The following is a 17167-nucleotide window of genomic DNA, read 5'->3' as shown; positions in this document are numbered from 1 at the left end:
GATAATGAACAACACCAAGTCAATTGCCATTGGCACAGCGATGCTGTGTGGCGTACTTGCAGCCCCGTTTGCGAGCGCGGCAACTACCCTGGAAGCGGTAAAGGATAAAGGACACCTGCAGTGTGGCGTGACCAGTGGTCTGCCTGGCTTTTCCCAGCCGGATGATGAGGGCAACTGGACCGGTATCGATGTAGATACCTGCCGTGCAGTGGCGGCGGCCATCTTTGGTGATGGGCAGGCAGTTGAATTTACTCCGCTTACCGCAAAAGAGCGCTTCACGGCGCTGCAGTCCGGTGAGATCGACATGCTGTCCCGGAACACCACCTGGACTCTTACTCGTGATGCGTCACTGGGTCTGAACTTCGCGGGTGTAAACTACTACGATGGCCAGGGCTTCCTGATCAATAAGAACCTGGGTGTCAACGACGCCACGGAGCTCAGTGGTGCAACCATCTGTATCCAGGCCGGTACCACCACCGAACTGAACCTGAACGACTACTTCCGCGCCAAGGGCATGGAATACAAGCCGGTCGTTTTCGACACCTCTGAACAATCCCTGCAGGGATTTGTTTCCGGACGTTGCGACGTGCTGACTTCAGACCGTTCTCAGCTGGCGGCTCTACGTTCCAAGCTGGCTGATCCGAGCTCCGCTAAAATCCTGCCGAACACCATTTCGAAAGAGCCTCTGGGCCCGGTGGTTCGTCAGGGCGACGATCAGTGGTTCAACATCGTGAAGTGGGTTCTGTCGGTTCAGATCAACGCAGAAGAGCTGGGTGTGACCAGTAAAAACGTTGACGAAATGCTGAAATCCGACAACCCATCCATCAAGCGCCTGCTCGGTGAAGACGGCGATATGGGGGCTAAACTGGGTCTGCAGCACGATTTCGGCTACGAGATCCTCAAGCACGTCGGTAACTACGGCGAGATGTACGAGCGCAACGTAGGTCCGAATACCCCGGTTGGACTGGATCGTGGCGTTAACGCCCTGTGGACTGACGGCGGCGTTCTGTACGCTCCGCCCGTCCGGTAATACCTGAAAGCGTGCAAGGGGCGGGCCCGTGGTAGCCCGCCCCTTGTGTTCGTGATTCTCCTCATCGCGTTTCAGCTTTTCGGGAACACACATGAATAAACAAGCGATTGATTCGAAACCTGCGTCACCAAAACCCTGGTACGACCCGCGGGTACGCTCTGTCTTCTTTCAGGTTGTGGCCATTGCCCTGGTGTTCTGGGGTGGTTGGACACTGATCGACAATACTCTTTCGAATATGGAAAGCCGGGGCATCAGCACCGGTTTTGGGTTTCTGGATGAAACCGCCGGCTTCGGCATTATTATGTCGATGGTCCCCTACGATGCCACTATGAGCTACGGTCGCACCTTCTGGGTGGGTCTGACGAACACGTTGCTGGTGTCCGCAATGGGTATTGTGGCGGCGACCATCATCGGTTTCATCATTGGTGTAGCCCGTTTGTCCAGCAACTGGCTGGTTGCAAAGCTGGCTCTTGTGTACATCGAAGTCATCCGGAACATTCCTCTGCTCCTGCAGATCTTCTTCTGGTATTTTGCGGTTCTGAGCAGCCTGCCTTCGCCGCGTCAGAGTGTGGACGTTGCTGGTGCAGTGTTCCTGAATAACCGTGGACTGTACGTGCCAGAGCCTTTAACCCAGGACGGGTTCGGCCTGGTCTGGGCCGCCATTGCGGTTGCCATTGCGGCGGTGACTGGTCTTCGTATCTGGGCCAAAAAACGCCAGCTGGCGACCGGGGATATTTTTCCGACATTTCGTGTCGGGCTTGCCATCCTGATCATTGTGCCGGCGCTTGGATATTTGGCCGCAGGCTCGCCTTTGACCTGGGATATGCCAGAGCTGAAAGGCTTTAACTTCGGCGGTGGTATTACCATTATCCCGGAGTTGGCGGCACTGTGGTTTGCGTTGTCGCTTTATACGGCAAGCTTTATTGCGGAAATTGTCCGGTCGGGCATTCTGTCTGTTAGCAAAGGGCAGACTGAAGCTGCTAAAGCGCTTGGGTTACCCAGTGGTCTGACATTGCGGCTGGTCGTTATCCCGCAGGCCATGCGGGTGATCATTCCACCGCTGACCAGTCAGTATCTCAATCTCGCAAAGAACTCGTCGCTGGCAACTGCTATCGGCTATCCCGACCTGGTTGCCGTGTTCATGGGCACCACTCTTAACCAGACGGGGCAAGCGGTAGAGGTCGTTGCCATTACCATGGCGGTGTATCTCACCATCAGTCTGTCCATCTCCCTGGTTATGAACATCTACAACCGGGCCGTGGCAATTAAGGAGCGATGATGGCTGAGTCAACGATGAAACCCCCCAAGATTGCTATCGATCCAGTGGCGTGGATGCGCCAGAACCTGTTTTCCAGCTGGTACAACAGCCTGCTGACCGTTTTTGTGGGCTATCTGGTTATAACCAGTGCAGGACCACTGTTCACCTGGCTGTTCTTTGAAGCGACCTTTCTGGGAGACAAGCCGAGCGACTGTTCGGGCACCGGCGCCTGCTGGCTGTTCATCAGTGAGCGGCTGAACTTTTTCATCTATGGGTTCTTCCCGCAAGAGCACCAGTGGCGGGTTGACTTTATGTTTGGCCTGATGGCCCTGTCGTTTGTCCCTCAGTTCATCGAGCGATTTCCGGGGCGCAAATGGTTTGGTCTCTTTGGCCTGACGGGGCTGCCTGTTGTGGGCTACTTCATGATTCCGGGCGGCTGGTTTGGCCTGGAAGTTGTGGAGAGCACTAAATGGGGTGGTCTGATGCTGACCCTGATCCTGGCCTACATAGGGATCATTGCGTCATTGCCGATTGGCATTTTGCTGGCGTTGGGCCGGCGCTCTGAAATGCCGATCATCCGTGGGCTCTGTGTGGTTTTTATCGAGGTCTGGCGAGCGGTGCCGTTGATTACGGTGCTGTTCATGGCGTCGGTAATGCTGCCGCTGTTCCTGCCCGAAGGCGTAAACTTTGAAAAACTGATGCGGGCTCTGATTGGTATTACCCTCTGGCAGTCGGCCTATATGGCCGAGGTTATCCGGGGCGGTTTGCAGGCCATCCCGCGTGGGCAATACGAAGCTGCCGACGCTCTGGGACTCGGGTACTGGAAGAAAACCGGCCTGATCATTCTGCCCCAGGCCCTGAAAATGGTTATTCCCGGCATTGTTAACACCTTCATTTCCCTGTTCAAGGACACCACGCTGGTGTTGATCATCGGCCTGTTCGACATACTTGGAACGGTGCAGTCCACCGTGACAGACCCGGCCTGGCAAAATGTGGCCATCGAGGGGTATGTGTTCGTGGCCTTCTGTTTCTGGGTGTTCTGCTTCGGCATCTCCCGTTACAGCCAGAACCTTGAGCGTAAACTAGATACCGGTCACAAGACCTGATGGGTAACAACATGAGTGAAGAATCCCAAGCAACCGAGCAACGCACCCCGGTTCCGAGTCAGGCCGAGGGTAAGTCAGACATCATACGCGTGGAAGGTATGCACAAATGGTATGGCGACTTCCATGTGCTACAGGATTTGAACCTGACGGTTAAGCAGGGAGAACGGATCGTTATCTGTGGCCCTTCGGGCTCGGGTAAGTCCACGTTCATCCGCTGTATTAACCGGCTTGAAGAGCATCAGCAGGGCAAGATTATTGTCGACAACATTGAGCTGACCGATGATGTGCGACACATCGACACCGTTCGGCGTGAAGTCGGCATGGTGTTTCAGCATTTCAATCTGTTCCCGCATCTGACGGTGCTGGAAAACTGCTGTCTGTCGCCTATCTGGGTGCGTAAGACTCCGCGAAAGGAGGCGGAGGCTGACGCAATGGAATACCTGAAGCGGGTCAAGATTCCGGACCAGGCCAACAAATATCCGGGTCAGTTGTCCGGTGGTCAGCAGCAGCGGGTCGCCATTGCGCGGGCCCTGTGCATGAAGCCGAAGATCATGCTGTTCGACGAGCCCACGTCGGCTCTCGATCCGGAAATGATCAAGGAAGTTCTGGACGTCATGATCGAGCTGGCAGGCAGCGGCATGACGATGCTGTGTGTGACCCACGAGATGGGCTTTGCCAAGACAGTGGCAGACCGGGTGATCTTTATGGACGGTGGGGAAATCGTGGAAGAGGCTCCGCCTCACGAGTTCTTTACGAATCCTCAGGAGCCGCGCACTCAGTCGTTCCTGAAGCAGATCCTTCAGCACTGACTTGGTGTTGGGAACTGGAAAAGCCGGGCATTGCCCGGCTTTTTTGTGTTGGGGCTGGCTGCGGCGCGGGGTTCCTTTTCTTACGGCAAAAAGAACTCGCTGCGCTCAGACATCTTTATTACCTACAGAAAAGGAACCCCGCACCGCAGCCGATTCGACCTTTAAAGCGGGTGTTTATGCAGCGTTGGAGCCTGTTCTGGTTCAACATCCAGCCACCAGACGTTTTCGTGCCAGTCACCCAGAACAATTCTCTTGGCGGGTGCTCCGTTAGCGGTCAGGTCATGCTCGGCGGGGCGATGGGTGTGGCCGTGGATCATCTGTTGCACGCCGTGGGATTCCAGTTCGCGAACCACTTCTTCCAGGGTGACGTCCATGATGAACTCTTCTTTGCCCTGGTTTTTCGCCATGCTGATCTCCCGCAGTTGGCGCGCCATCTGTTTGCGGTCTTCCAGGGGACGTTGAAGGATCATCTGTTGCCATTGAGGGTTTCGCATGTTGGCGCGGAATTTCTGGTATTCCACGTCGGCGGTGCACAGGCTGTCGCCATGCATTAACAGATAGGGCGTGCCGTAGAGATCCACCACAGTCGGGTCGTCGAGCAGGGTGGCGCGGCAGCGGTCGCAGTAGTCCTGACCGATCAGGAAGTCGCGGTTTCCGTGCATAAGGTAGATGTCGGTGCCACTGGCGTTGACGTCCCTGAGTGCTGCAGCAACGGTTTCCTGAAGGGGCGTTTTTTCATCGTCGCCAATCCAGGCCTCGAAAAAGTCTCCGAGGATGTAGAGCGCGTCGATGTTCATGGCCTTGTCTTTCAAAAAGGCCAGAAAAGCGTCTGTGATATCCGGCCGGGATTCTTCCAGGTGCAGGTCGGAAATAAACCGTATGGTCACGCCGGGTCCCCGTCGCCGGTGACTTCTGCGGAGATGATCACCACATCTTCGGCCGGCACGTCCTGATGGCCTGCGCGCATGGTGGTGGGTACCGAGCGGATGTTGTTGACCGTTTCCATGCCATCAACGACCTTGCCAAACACACAATATCCCCAGCCTTCCGCGTTTTCTGCCGTGTGGTCCAGAAAGCCATTGTTCTCGACATTGATAAAGAACTGGGCCGTGGCTGAGTGCGGGTCCATGGTGCGGGCCATGGCGATGGCACCTTTCATGTTGCTGAGGCCGTTGTTTGCCTCATTTTTGATGGGTTTGCGGGTCTTTCTTGGCGTCATTCCCGGCTCAAATCCGCCGCCCTGAACCATGAAGTTGCTGATCACACGATGAAAAATCAGGCCGTCATAAAAACCGTCGCGCACGTATTGTTCAAAATTCCTGGCGGTTTCTGGCGCATTGTCGTAATCCAGTTCAAGTGTGATGTCACCGTGGGAGGTTTTCAGCAGAATCATCAGTGGTTCCTGTTCAGAAGTAGGCAGTAAAAGTTGCCCTCATTGTACTCAAGAGTTTGCGTATGTGCATGAGTTGGGCGCCCATTTATGCGTATAATACGCGGTTTCAGAATTAACTCCGACGATTGGGAATGTATGAGCGCCGAGTCAAAGAAAGCCCATAATTTTATTCAGAGCCTGATTGAAGACGCCATAGCCAAAGGCGAACACACGGGCAAAGTGGTGACCCGGTTTCCGCCGGAGCCAAATGGCTACCTGCACATTGGTCACGCCAAGTCCATTTGCCTGAATTTTGGTATCGCCGAAACCTTCGATGGCGACTGCACCCTGCGATTTGATGACACCAATCCTGAAAAAGAATCCCAGGAGTATATCGATGCCATCAAACAGGACGTGCACTGGCTAGGCTTCGAGTGGGCGGGCGATGTGCGTTTTGCTTCCGACTACTTCGATGCCATTTATGACTTTGCGGTTGAATTGATCGAGAAGGGCAAAGCCTATGTGTGTGCTCTGTCCGCCGATCAGATGGCGGAATATCGCGGAACGTTGAAAGAGCCCGGCAAGAACAGCCCTTATCGGGATCGCCCGGTGGAAGAAAACCTGAAGCTGTTCCGCGAAATGCGGGAGGGCAAATACGACAACGGGGAGCTGGTGCTTCGGGCCAAGATCGATATGGCTTCCCCCAACATCAACATGCGGGACCCGATCCTGTACCGCATTCGATACGCAGATCATCACCAGACCGGTGATAAATGGTGCATCTACCCGATGTACGATTTTACCCATCCCATTTCAGATGCCATGGAGGGGATTACCCATTCATTGTGCACGCTGGAATTTGAAGACCACCGCCCGCTATATGACTGGGTGCTGGACAACATTTCCGGTCCCTGCCAGCCACGGCAGATCGAATTTGCCCGACTGAACCTGAACTACACCGTCACCAGCAAGCGGAAGCTGAAGCGACTGGTGGATGAAGGCTTCGTCGACGGTTGGGACGACCCGCGTATGCCGACCATTTCCGGTATGCGTCGTCGTGGTTTTACGCCAGAGAGTATTCGCACCTTCTGCGACATGATCGGTGTGAACAAAGCTGGCGGTACAGTGGATGTCGGGATGTTGGAGCATGCCATCCGCGAGGATCTGAATGCCCGTGCTCCCCGCGCCATGTGCGTGATGCGTCCATTGAAAGTCACGTTGACCAATTACCCGGCGGACAAAACGGAAACTCTGGTGCTGCCCGTGCATCCCCAGAATCCTGATTTGGGTGAGCGGCAAGTGACCTGGAGCCAGACTCTGTTCATTGATCGTGAGGATTTTGCCGAAGAGCCGCCCCGTAAGTGGAAGCGGCTGGCGCCAGACCAGGCCGTTCGTCTACGTGGCGGATATGTGATGACTTGCCGTGAGGTCATTCGCGATGACAAAGGCGAAATTGTCGAGCTGAAGTGCGAATTAGATCCTGACACACTCGGAGTCAACCCGGAGGGTTACAAGCCCAACGGCGTGATTCATTGGGTATCCGCGGCTGACAGTGTGGAGGTTGACATTAATCAGTACGACCGGCTGTTTATCGAGGAATCACCGGACAGCGACAAAGACACTGATTTTGTGGAATCCATTAACCCGGAATCGCTGGTGGTTCTCAAAGGCGCCCGCGCCGAGAAGAACCTGGCCTCTCCGGGCACTGATCTGCCGTATCAGTTCGAACGTGAAGGTTATTTCTTCTGCGATCAGGAGCTGACCGCGAAAGCCGGGCGTCCGGTGTTCAACCGTACAGTGACCCTGCGAGATTCATGGGGAAAGGGCAAAGCCAAGTGATTAGCATTTACAACACACTTAGCCAGAAAAAAGAGCCATTCAAACCGATCGAGCCGGGCAAAGTCCGCATGTATGTCTGCGGAATGACGGTGTATGACTACTGCCATCTCGGTCATGCCCGGGTATTGGTGGCATTCGATGTCATTACCCGGTACCTGCGTCACTGCGGTTTCGACGTGCACTATGTGCGCAACATTACCGACATCGACGACAAAATCCTGCGCCGCGCCGATGAAAATGGTGAGGTCTTTTCGGACCTGACCGAGCGGATGATCAAGGCAATGCATGAGGATGAGGCGAAGCTGGGCGTACTTTCGCCAACTGAGGAACCCAGAGCCACTGCCTACATCGATGAGATCATTGCGATGATCCACAAGCTTGTGGCCAGCGGCCATGCCTATGCCGCCGATAATGGCGATGTCTATTTTGCCGTTGAGTCCTATCCGGAATACGGCAAGCTCAGCAAGAAAAAGCTGGAGGACCTGGTAGCCGGCGCGCGGGTGGACGTTCAGGAAGCCAAGCGAAGCCCTGCGGATTTCGTACTCTGGAAAGCGGCTAAAACGGGTGAGGTCAGTTGGCCGTCACCCTGGGGGGATGGGCGTCCCGGTTGGCACATCGAATGTTCCGCCATGTCCAGTTGTTGCCTGGGCGATACGTTCGATATTCATGGCGGTGGGCCGGATTTGCTGTTTCCCCACCATGAGAACGAAATTGCGCAATCTGAGTGCGCAAGCGGTCAAACGTTTGTGAATACCTGGATGCACGCGGGTGCTATTCGCGTAAACAAGGAAAAGATGTCCAAGTCTCTGGGCAACTTTTTCACCATCCGTGAGATTTTTGAGAGTTATCTGCCGGAGGTTGTGCGGTATTTTCTGGTCTCCAGTCACTATCGCAGCCAGGTGGACTACTCGGAAGAAAACCTGGCCAAAGCGGGGCGGGTGCTGAATCGTCTTTACCAGGCATTGCGAGGCATTGTGCCCGCCAAGAATGTGCCGGAGGGCGAACATGATCAGCGTTTCTGCGACGCAATGAATGACGACTTCAACACTGCAGGCGCCATGGCCGTGCTTCACAGCGTTGCCAATGAAATCAACCAGTACCGTCGCGATGGGAATGACGATGAGGCGTCACGTAGTGCAGCGGTTCTGGTCAGGCTTGGTGGTATTCTTGGATTATTGCAGCAGGACCCGGAGGCCTACTTTCAGGCAGGCGTCGACGGCGAGCTGAGTGCAGATGAGATTGAAACCATGATTCAGGCGCGCACAGACGCGCGAAAGAACAAGGACTTCGCTGAGGCAGACCGAATTCGTGACGAATTAGCCAGTAAAGGCGTCATCCTGGATGACAGTCGTGAAGGCACAAGCTGGCGACGTGGCTAGCCGCTGAATAGTGGCCGATAGACGTCTGAGGCTTTTTGAGGAATGACCTTATAGGCAATTTCTCGTACAATGCTGCCCTCAAATTAGAATGGCCCTGCCGGATACCTTGGCGCAGGGCACCGAATACAGTAACCCACTGAGGCAAACAACGATGACAGAACGCGTTCAAATCGGCGGCCTTCAGGTCGCGAAGAATCTGCTCGATTTTGTGAACAACGAAGCGATTCCCGGTACCGGTGTTGATGCTGATAAATTCTGGGCGGACTTTGACGCCATCGTCCACGAGCTGGCTCCGCGTAATAAAGAGCTGCTCGCCAAGCGTGACGCCATCCAGGAAAAAATGGACAGCTGGAACCGTGACCACAAAGGTCAGAAGCTGGACATGGCTGAGTACAAAGGTTTTCTGAAAGAGATCGGCTACCTGGTTGACGAGCCGGAAGACTTTAAAATTTCCACCACCAATGTGGATCCGGAAGTGGCCACAATGGCAGGCCCGCAGCTGGTTGTGCCTGTAATGAATGCCCGCTTCGCGCTCAACGCGGCAAACGCTCGTTGGGGCAGCCTCTACGATGCGTTGTACGGCACTGATGTAATTTCCGAAGAAGACGGTGCCGAAAAGGGCCGTGGATACAATCCGGTTCGCGGCGCCAAGGTGATTGAATTCGCCCGCAACCTGCTGGACAGCTCTGCACCACTGGCTTCTGGCAGCCACAAAGATGCGGCGCTGTACACCGTTGAAAGTGGAAAGCTGGTCGTCAAACTTCAGAACGGTGAAACCACTGGCTTGAAAGACGAAGCCGGCTTCGTAGGCTACACCGGCGCTGCCGATGCCCCGACTGGCATTCTTCTGGTGAAGAACGGCATGCATTTCGAAATCCAGATCGATGCCAGTCATCCGATCGGCAAGGACGATGGCGCACACGTAAAAGACGTGCTGATGGAATCCGCGTTGACCACCATCATGGACTGCGAAGATTCTGTTGCTGCCGTTGATGCTGACGACAAGGCGCTGGCCTATCGCAACTGGCTGGGCCTGATGAAGGGGAATCTGGAAGAAACCTTCGAGAAGGGCGGTCAGCAAATGACCCGCAAGATGCACAGTGACCGCACTTACAGCAAGCCGGAAGGCGGTGAGCTGGTCCTGAAAGGTCGCAGTCTGATGTTTGTTCGTAACGTCGGACATCTGATGACCAACCCGGCGATCCTGTTGAAAGACGGTAGTGAAGTACCGGAAGGACTGATGGACGGCCTGGTCACCTCCCTGATCGCAATCCATGATCTGAAGGGCACTGGCCAGTTGCAGAACAGCACAACGGGTTCTGTTTATATTGTTAAGCCGAAGATGCACGGCCCGGAAGAAGTCGCCTTTACGAACGAGTTCTTTGGTCGCGTTGAAAATGCACTTGGGCTGCCGGCCAATACTTTGAAGGTCGGTATTATGGACGAGGAGCGCCGCACCACGGTGAACCTGAAATCCTGCATCAACGCTGCAAAAGAGCGTGCCGTGTTCATTAACACTGGCTTCCTTGACCGCACCGGTGACGAAATCCATACCTCCATGGAGCTGGGGCCATTCATCCGTAAAGGTCCGATGAAGCAGGCAACCTGGATTCAGGCGTATGAGCAGTGGAACGTAGACATTGGTCTTGAAACCGGTTTCCGCGGCGTTGCCCAGATCGGTAAAGGCATGTGGGCTATGCCGGATCTGATGGCGGGCATGCTTGAAGCCAAGATCGGTCACCCGAAAGCGGGTGCCAACACAGCTTGGGTTCCGTCTCCGACAGCGGCAACCCTGCACGCGACTCACTATCATCAGGTTAGTGTGGCCGACATCCAGAAAGAACTGGAAAGTCGCACTCGCGCGAACCTGGATGACATCCTGACCGTTCCTGTTATGGACGACCCAAGCTCGCTGTCTGCGGAAGACGTGCAGCAAGAGCTGGATAATAACGCCCAGGGCATCCTTGGGTACGTGGTCCGCTGGATCGACAGCGGTGTCGGTTGTTCCAAAGTGCCAGACATCAATGATGTTGGCCTGATGGAAGACCGCGCGACTCTGCGTATCGCATCACAGCTGCTGACCAACTGGCTCTACCATGGTATCTGCACTGAAGAGCAAATTCATGAAACCATGAAGCGCATGGCAGAGGTAGTTGATCGTCAGAACGCCAACGACCCGTCTTATCGCAACATGGCGCCGAATTACGATGACAGTATCGCATTCCAGGCGGCGATGGATCTGGTTCTGAAAGGTCGTGAGCAGCCGAACGGCTACACAGAGCCGCTTCTGCACGCTTACCGCTTGAAAGCGAAAGAGAAGTTTGGCCAGTAATCAGGGTCAATCTCGCAAAAGCCCGCCTTATTGGCGGGTTTTTTGTGCCTGGTTAATAAAAATCGCCATAGTGAGAGACAGGTCACTCTTCGGTGGTCTCCATGTTTTAGTTCTTCGTAAGTATTGATATCAAGAAGAAGTATCTACAAACACTGCTGATGAAGGGGAGAATGACAGTCATGGTCGAAAGACGTCGACGGAAAAGGTTGCCATGGATATCCATGCAGGCCTGGGTGCGGGTGAAGAAGAACCTGTTTTCCAGCGATTGGGTGACTGTTGAAGTGGCAGACTATAACAGCCTTGGCATGGGCATTCGTCCTGATCAGGGGCTGGCCGAGAGCCTGCAGAGTCAGGAGTCGATCCAGATCAGCCTCAGCCTCGAAACCGAGGTTGGAGAAATCAGCGCTGATGGCGTCGCTGCTAAAGTCAGGCACGTTGATGAGAAAGATGGATCCACTTTCGTCGGTATCGAGTTTGAAAAAGGTGTAAAAACGGCAGTCAAGGAGTCACTTGAGCGCATCGAGAGCATTATGAGCAGGCACCAGCAGCTGTCTGAGCGCATCTCTGCCGGAAGCGAGTGATAACGCTGGTGCCTGTAGCCGGGCTGGTGGAGGTTAGTCGGCGTGCAGCTCGTTCGCCGCGTAAAGGGTGTTCTGTAGCAAAGTGGCGATGGTCATTGGGCCAACGCCTCCGGGGACCGGGGTGATGTAAGCTGCTCGTTCGGAGGCAGCCTCGAATTCAACATCACCGTGAAGTTTTCCGTCCTCCATCCGGTTGATGCCCACATCGATAACGGTCGCACCGGGTTTGATCCATTCGCCTTTAACCAGCCCCGGTTTGCCAGCAGCCGCAATCAGGATATCCGCCTCACCGACAAACTTGGGGAGATCTCTCGTGAATCGATGGCAGATGGTGACGGTTGCGCCTTTCATCAGCAGTTCCATAGTCATCGGGCGCCCCACAATATTCGAGGCACCGACAATTACCGCGTGCTGACCTTTGTAGGAAGTGCCGATACTGTCCAGTAGGGTGATCACTCCGGCCGGCGTACAGGGGCGCAGGGCAGGCTTGCGCTGCATCAAGCGGCCGATATTGAACGGGTGAAAACCGTCCACATCCTTGTCGGGCCGAATTTGCAGCAGGATCGGATCTGCATCCAGGTGGTCGGGCAATGGAAGCTGAACCAGGATGCCGTCCACGTCAGGATTTTCATTCAGCTCGTCAATCAAGGCTTCCAGTGCTTCCTGGGACGTATCGGCTGGCAAATCGTAGGAAAGCGACACAATACCGGCCTGATCACAGGCTTTGCGCTTGTTGCCCACGTAAACCTGGGATGCCGGGTCATTGCCTACAAGAACGACGGCCAGGCCAGGCGCACGCAAGCCCTGGGCGCGACGGGCTTCAGTGCCTGCGGCGACTTCCTGGCGCACGCTGGCAGCGATTTCTTTTCCGTTAATAAGTTCAGCGGTCATGTCTTTGTCTTGTCGGTTATGCGAGAATCAAAAGGCGCAGCATTGTCTCACGGTTACCGTTTTCAGCCAATCTTCCCGGCCGCTGGTTATCGGTCAAAAGGGAAAAGATGAAATGCGTGTTGACGGACCGGATCGGCGCCGGTAATATGCGCGCCAACTTTGCTGAGGTATCTGTTGTTCAGTTCAGACGGGGTATAGCGCAGTCTGGTAGCGCGCCTGCTTTGGGAGCAGGATGTCGGGAGTTCGAATCTCTCTACCCCGACCACTTTTCTTACGATCGATTGGTGGTGAACGTCAGGTGAGCGAACGGTTTATGCGCTCGTAGCTCAGCTGGATAGAGCATCGGCCTTCTAAGCCGGTGGTCGCAGGTTCGAGTCCTGCCGGGCGCGCCATACCGCAGACGGTTTGATCCGTCCCGGAGACACCGAGTCAGCAAAGTTAGCCTGTTGTATCTGGAAGTAAGTATTTGTTGGGAGTCATCCCGATAATACGTCTGACTGTGGTGGGCGTAGCTCAGTTGGTAGAGCTCAGGATTGTGATTCCTGCGGTCGAGGGTTCGATCCCCTTCGCCCACCCCAATTTCTCCCTCATATGCTTCAAGGCTGTTTTCCGCAAAAGTTGGACTTTCCTGATTGAAATTGCATTTCAGAGTCTTGCTTGGCTGTGCGAGCGTGGCGGAACTGGTAGACGCGCTGGATTTAGGTTCCAGTGGGGCAACCCGTGAGAGTTCGAGTCTCTCCGCTCGCACCATTTTCCCTCTCCTGAACGATGGCCCGGCAATCAGGGCAATTTCCTCTTCGATCTTTGAAACACAAGCCTCGCGGGTGATTCTCTCGACACCGCAAACCGTGATAAACTGTCGCACTTTAATTTTGGCCTCTTTCCGACAAACCCGGACTTGATTGGCCTTTTTGCAACAATTTCATTCACATACAGAATCTGTAATTTGAGGATCTTCCATGCAAGCGTCTCTTGAAACGACTTCCAACATTGAGCGTCGGCTGACGGTCAGTGTGCCCGCGCAGGAAATTGACCAGGCAGTGCAGGCCAAGCTGCAAGAAACGGCCCGTACCGTAAAGATGAACGGTTTCCGCCCAGGCAAGGTTCCCATGAGAGAAGTCAAGCGTCGTTTCGGGGCCAGCGTTCGCCAGGAAATCGTTGGCGAAGCCATGCGTGACAACTACGTGAAAGCAATCCAGGAGCAGGATGTAAACCCTGCTGGTTGGCCACGCTTTGAGCCCAAGACCATGGAAGAAGGCAAAGACCTCGAATTTGTTGCCATCTTTGAAGTTCTTCCAGAAATCGAACTGGGCGACTTCAGCAAGATCTCTGTTGAGAAGCCGAACACTGAAATCGGCGAGAAAGACGTTGATAACATGATTGATAACCTGCGTCGTCAGCAGGCCACCATGAAGTCGGTCAAGCGCAAGTCCAAAAACAAGGACGTGGTGCTGATTGATTTTAAAGGCTTCATCGATGGTGAGGAGTTCGAAGGCGGCGCCGCCGAGAATCATAAGCTGACTCTGGGTTCTGGTCAGATGATCCCTGGTTTCGAAAAGGGCATCGTAGGTGGGAAAGCAGGCGAAGAGTTTGAAATCGAAGTGACTTTTCCTGAGGACTACCAGAACGAAGAGCTTGCAGGCAAGCCGGCCAAGTTCGAAATCAAGATTAACGATGTTCAAGAGCCTCAGTTGCCTGAGCTGGATACCGAATTCTTCAAGAAGTTTGGTATCGAAGCGGAAGATGAAGAAACCTTCCGTGCAGAAGTTAAGAAAAATATGGAGCGTGAGCTGAAGCAGGCCATCTCTAACAAAGTCAAAAACGATGTGGTTGAAGGACTGCTTGAGAGCACTGAAGTTGATGTTCCAGCAGCACTGGCTGATCAGGAAATTGATCGTCTGCGTCAGGACGCTGTTCAGCGTTTCGGCGGCCAGGTAGATTTCCAGCAATTGCCGAAGGAAATCTTTGAAGAGCAGGCGAAACGTCGCGTCAAGACGGGCTTGCTGTTCCAGGAAGTGGTCAAGAAGAACGACCTGAAAGCAGACGATGCGAAAGTAGACGCGAAGATCCAGGAAATCGCATCAACGTATGAACAACCAGAAGAAGTGGTTGCACACTTCCAAAACAGCCCTGAGCAGAAGCAGCAGATTGAATCTGCGGTTCTGGAAGATGCGGTTGTTGATCTGATCCTTGAGCAGGCCAAGGTGAAAGAGAAGAAGATGAAATACGAGGAAGCGATTCAGGCCGGTCAGCAACAGCAAGGCTGAGCCAAACAAGCCGGTTTGAAAGCCCGGTAAGTTCGCGACAGACAACAGCCGGCATGTCCGGCTGTTTTCATCTTGGGCCCTTGCTGGCAGAGTAAGGGCTACACTGAACAAGAAAACTGTGGCGGATATCTGTCACTCCCAATTGTCCATAAGGAGTTCACGCGCATCATGACGCAGAAACCAATCGATGGCCCCGCAATGGTCACTAATTCCGGCCTGGTTCCCATGGTTATTGAACAGACGGCTCGTGGTGAGCGGTCGTTCGACATCTATTCCCGTCTGTTGAAAGAGCGGGTGATTTTCATGGTTGGCCAGGTGGAAGACCACATGGCCAACCTGATCGTGGCCCAGCTGTTGTTTCTGGAGTCTGAGAACCCGGACAAGGATATTCATCTCTACATCAATAGCCCAGGTGGCTCAGTGACGGCTGGCATGTCGATCTACGACACCATGCAGTTCATCAAGCCGGATGTTGCCACTCTCTGTGTCGGGCAGGCGGCTAGTATGGGGGCGTTTCTGCTGTCAGGCGGTGCGGAAGGTAAGCGTGCGTGTTTGCCTCATTCCAGAATGATGATCCATCAGCCACTGGGTGGATATCAGGGCCAGGCCACGGATATCGAAATCCATACCCGTGAGATCCTGAAGATCCGGCATACGCTGAATAGTATCCTTGCCAAGCACACCGGGCAGGATATGGAGACCATCGCGAGAGACACAGAACGCGACAACTTTATGGATCCCGAGCAGGCTAAGGAGTATGGCCTGATCGATTCTATACTTGATAAGCGTACGCCGAATAAATAATACTGAACGGTAATCGCAACATTCCCTGTCGGCGTACATGGGTGAGTTCGCCGGCAAATCAAGCTCAGAGGTATTTCAATGGCAGATGATAGAAACGGCAGAGGCGACGATAACGGCAAGTTGCTTTACTGCTCGTTTTGCGGAAAGAGCCAGCATGAAGTCCGTAAGCTCATTGCAGGGCCCTCGGTGTTCATCTGCGACGAGTGCGTTGACCTGTGCAATGACATTATCCGCGAGGAAATTCAGGAGAACGCGCAGGAAGAGGCCAGTGATCGCCTCCCGACGCCTGCTGAAATCCGCGACACGCTGAACGAATACGTTATCGGCCAGGATCGTGCAAAGGTGGTGCTATCGGTTGCTGTGTACAACCACTACAAGCGATTGCGCTACGGCGAAGGCAAGGCAGAGGTGGAACTGGGCAAAAGCAACATTCTGCTGATTGGTCCTACCGGTAGTGGTAAGACGCTTCTGGCAGAAACTTTGGCCCGCATGCTGAACGTGCCGTTCACGATTGCTGATGCAACCACACTGACCGAAGCCGGTTACGTGGGTGAAGACGTCGAAAACATTATCCAGAAATTGCTGCAGAAATGTGATTACGATGTGGAAAAGGCCCAGCGTGGCATTGTTTACATCGATGAGATCGACAAGATTTCCCGCAAGTCTGACAACCCGTCCATCACCCGTGATGTATCGGGCGAAGGCGTGCAGCAAGCTCTGCTCAAGCTTATTGAAGGTACTGTCGCGTCGGTTCCGCCTCAGGGCGGCCGGAAGCATCCTCAGCAGGAATTTCTGCAGGTAGATACCGGAAATATGCTATTCATCTGCGGTGGTGCGTTTGCTGGACTGGATAAAGTGATTCAGGAACGCTCGGAACGCAGTAGCATTGGCTTCTCGGCAACGGTCAAGAGCCCGGACGACACCAAGAACATGGGCGACATCATCAAGGACGTCGAAACCGAAGATCTGGTTAAGTATGGTCTTATTCCGGAATTCGTGGGTCGTCTGCCGGTCGTCGCAACTCTGACCGAGCTTGATCAGGCTGCGCTGGTGCAGATTCTTACCGAACCCAAGAACGCACTGACCAAGCAGTATCAGAAGCTGTTTGATATGGAAGGTGTCGAGCTGGATTTCCGGGAAGATGCTCTGCGCGCGGTTGCGAACAAGGCTATGGAGCGCAAAACCGGTGCTCGCGGCTTGAGATCAATCATGGAAGCGACGCTTCTGGATACTATGTACCAGATTCCGTCTGAACATGACGTTTCCAAAGTGGTGATCGATGAGAGCGTTATTAAGGGCCAATCCGAGCCCTTTAAAATCTACGCCAATAGCGACCATGCCAAGGCGGTGCCGGAAGACTGAGTGTCCGGCAGACAAAAAAAAGGGCGGTGACGCCCTTTTTTTGTGTCCGCCCGAAGGCCAGGATTCCAGTTCTGTCCCCTAAAAGATTGCATTTTTTCCTGTCGCCCCAATGAAGGGTGATATGCTGAAAGAAACAC

The 17167-nt window shown here is 54.2% G+C and carries 14 protein-coding genes and 4 tRNA genes; 15 read left to right on the top strand and 3 right to left on the bottom strand.

The features are described from left to right. Positions 1–40 precede the first annotated feature (40 nt). From QLQ17_RS11135 to QLQ17_RS11120, 4 genes are all read left to right on the top strand, one after another. Complete coding sequence (locus QLQ17_RS11135; RefSeq protein WP_502867384.1) at positions 41–1030, top strand: amino acid ABC transporter substrate-binding protein; 990 nt, start codon at positions 41–43, stop codon at positions 1028–1030. A gap of 91 nt (positions 1031–1121) precedes the next feature. Further along, a complete protein-coding gene (locus tag QLQ17_RS11130) occupies positions 1122–2309 on the top strand; it encodes an amino acid ABC transporter permease (protein ID WP_283209647.1) in 1188 nt (395 codons plus the stop codon). After that, positions 2309–3394: an amino acid ABC transporter permease gene (locus tag QLQ17_RS11125; RefSeq protein ID WP_283209646.1), complete on the top strand. Its 1086-nt coding sequence runs from the start codon at positions 2309–2311 to the stop codon at positions 3392–3394. Before QLQ17_RS11130 ends, QLQ17_RS11125 begins: the two co-directional genes overlap by 1 nt. A gap of 98 nt (positions 3395–3492) precedes the next feature. After that, positions 3493–4203: an amino acid ABC transporter ATP-binding protein gene (locus QLQ17_RS11120; RefSeq protein WP_283210156.1), complete on the top strand. Its 711-nt coding sequence runs from the start codon at positions 3493–3495 to the stop codon at positions 4201–4203. A 161-nt stretch (positions 4204–4364) separates the two neighbouring features. Here QLQ17_RS11120 and QLQ17_RS11115 read toward each other — a convergent pair whose 3' ends face one another. Continuing rightward, positions 4365–5090, bottom strand: a complete 726-nt coding sequence (locus tag QLQ17_RS11115) for a UDP-2,3-diacylglucosamine diphosphatase (protein ID WP_283209645.1) — start codon at positions 5088–5090, stop codon at positions 4365–4367. After that, on the bottom strand, positions 5087–5596 hold the full coding sequence (locus tag QLQ17_RS11110) for a peptidylprolyl isomerase (protein ID WP_283209644.1): 510 nt from the start codon (positions 5594–5596) through the stop codon (positions 5087–5089). The genes QLQ17_RS11115 and QLQ17_RS11110 overlap by 4 nt, the downstream gene beginning before the upstream one ends. Before the next feature lie 135 nt (positions 5597–5731). Here QLQ17_RS11110 and QLQ17_RS11105 point away from each other — a divergent pair, with 135 nt between their 5' ends. From QLQ17_RS11105 to QLQ17_RS11090, 4 genes are all read left to right on the top strand, one after another. Further along, positions 5732–7414, top strand: a complete 1683-nt coding sequence (locus QLQ17_RS11105; RefSeq protein WP_283209643.1) for a glutamine--tRNA ligase/YqeY domain fusion protein — start codon at positions 5732–5734, stop codon at positions 7412–7414. Beyond that, positions 7411–8793, top strand: coding sequence for a cysteine--tRNA ligase (gene cysS, locus QLQ17_RS11100; RefSeq protein WP_283209642.1), 1383 nt, complete (start codon positions 7411–7413; stop codon positions 8791–8793). Before QLQ17_RS11105 ends, cysS begins: the two co-directional genes overlap by 4 nt. Before the next feature lie 151 nt (positions 8794–8944). Further along, entirely contained in the window at positions 8945–11125 is a 2181-nt protein-coding gene (locus QLQ17_RS11095; protein WP_283209641.1) for a malate synthase G, read from the top strand. A gap of 179 nt (positions 11126–11304) precedes the next feature. Next, positions 11305–11706 (top strand): hypothetical protein, encoded by a 402-nt coding sequence (locus QLQ17_RS11090; protein ID WP_283209640.1) that lies wholly within the window; start codon positions 11305–11307, stop codon positions 11704–11706. Positions 11707–11739: 33 nt separating this feature from the next. On the opposite strand, the gene folD is transcribed toward QLQ17_RS11090, so the two are convergent. After that, entirely contained in the window at positions 11740–12597 is an 858-nt protein-coding gene (gene folD, locus QLQ17_RS11085; RefSeq protein WP_283209639.1) for a bifunctional methylenetetrahydrofolate dehydrogenase/methenyltetrahydrofolate cyclohydrolase FolD, read from the bottom strand. A 188-nt stretch (positions 12598–12785) separates the two neighbouring features. Here folD and QLQ17_RS11080 point away from each other — a divergent pair. From QLQ17_RS11080 to clpX, 7 genes are all read left to right on the top strand, one after another. Continuing rightward, a tRNA-Pro gene (locus QLQ17_RS11080) sits at positions 12786–12862 on the top strand. 50 nt (positions 12863–12912) lie between these two features. Further along, positions 12913–12989, top strand: a tRNA-Arg gene (locus tag QLQ17_RS11075). 110 nt (positions 12990–13099) lie between these two features. Beyond that, positions 13100–13175, top strand: a tRNA-His gene (locus QLQ17_RS11070). A gap of 87 nt (positions 13176–13262) precedes the next feature. Next, positions 13263–13347: transfer RNA gene (locus QLQ17_RS11065), tRNA-Leu, on the top strand. 209 nt (positions 13348–13556) lie between these two features. Next, complete coding sequence (tig, locus tag QLQ17_RS11060; RefSeq protein ID WP_283209638.1) at positions 13557–14864, top strand: trigger factor; 1308 nt, start codon at positions 13557–13559, stop codon at positions 14862–14864. A gap of 168 nt (positions 14865–15032) precedes the next feature. Next, on the top strand, positions 15033–15668 hold the full coding sequence (gene clpP / locus QLQ17_RS11055) for an ATP-dependent Clp endopeptidase proteolytic subunit ClpP (protein WP_283209637.1): 636 nt from the start codon (positions 15033–15035) through the stop codon (positions 15666–15668). Positions 15669–15746: 78 nt separating this feature from the next. Beyond that, on the top strand, positions 15747–17030 hold the full coding sequence (gene clpX, locus QLQ17_RS11050) for an ATP-dependent Clp protease ATP-binding subunit ClpX (RefSeq protein ID WP_283209636.1): 1284 nt from the start codon (positions 15747–15749) through the stop codon (positions 17028–17030). The last annotated feature ends 137 nt before the right edge of the window (positions 17031–17167 follow it).

It is taken from the genome of Marinobacter sp. CHS3-4 (assembly GCF_030053415.1).
Taxonomy (GTDB): domain Bacteria; phylum Pseudomonadota; class Gammaproteobacteria; order Pseudomonadales; family Oleiphilaceae; genus Marinobacter.
This window is presented reverse-complemented; position numbering and strand designations above follow the sequence as displayed.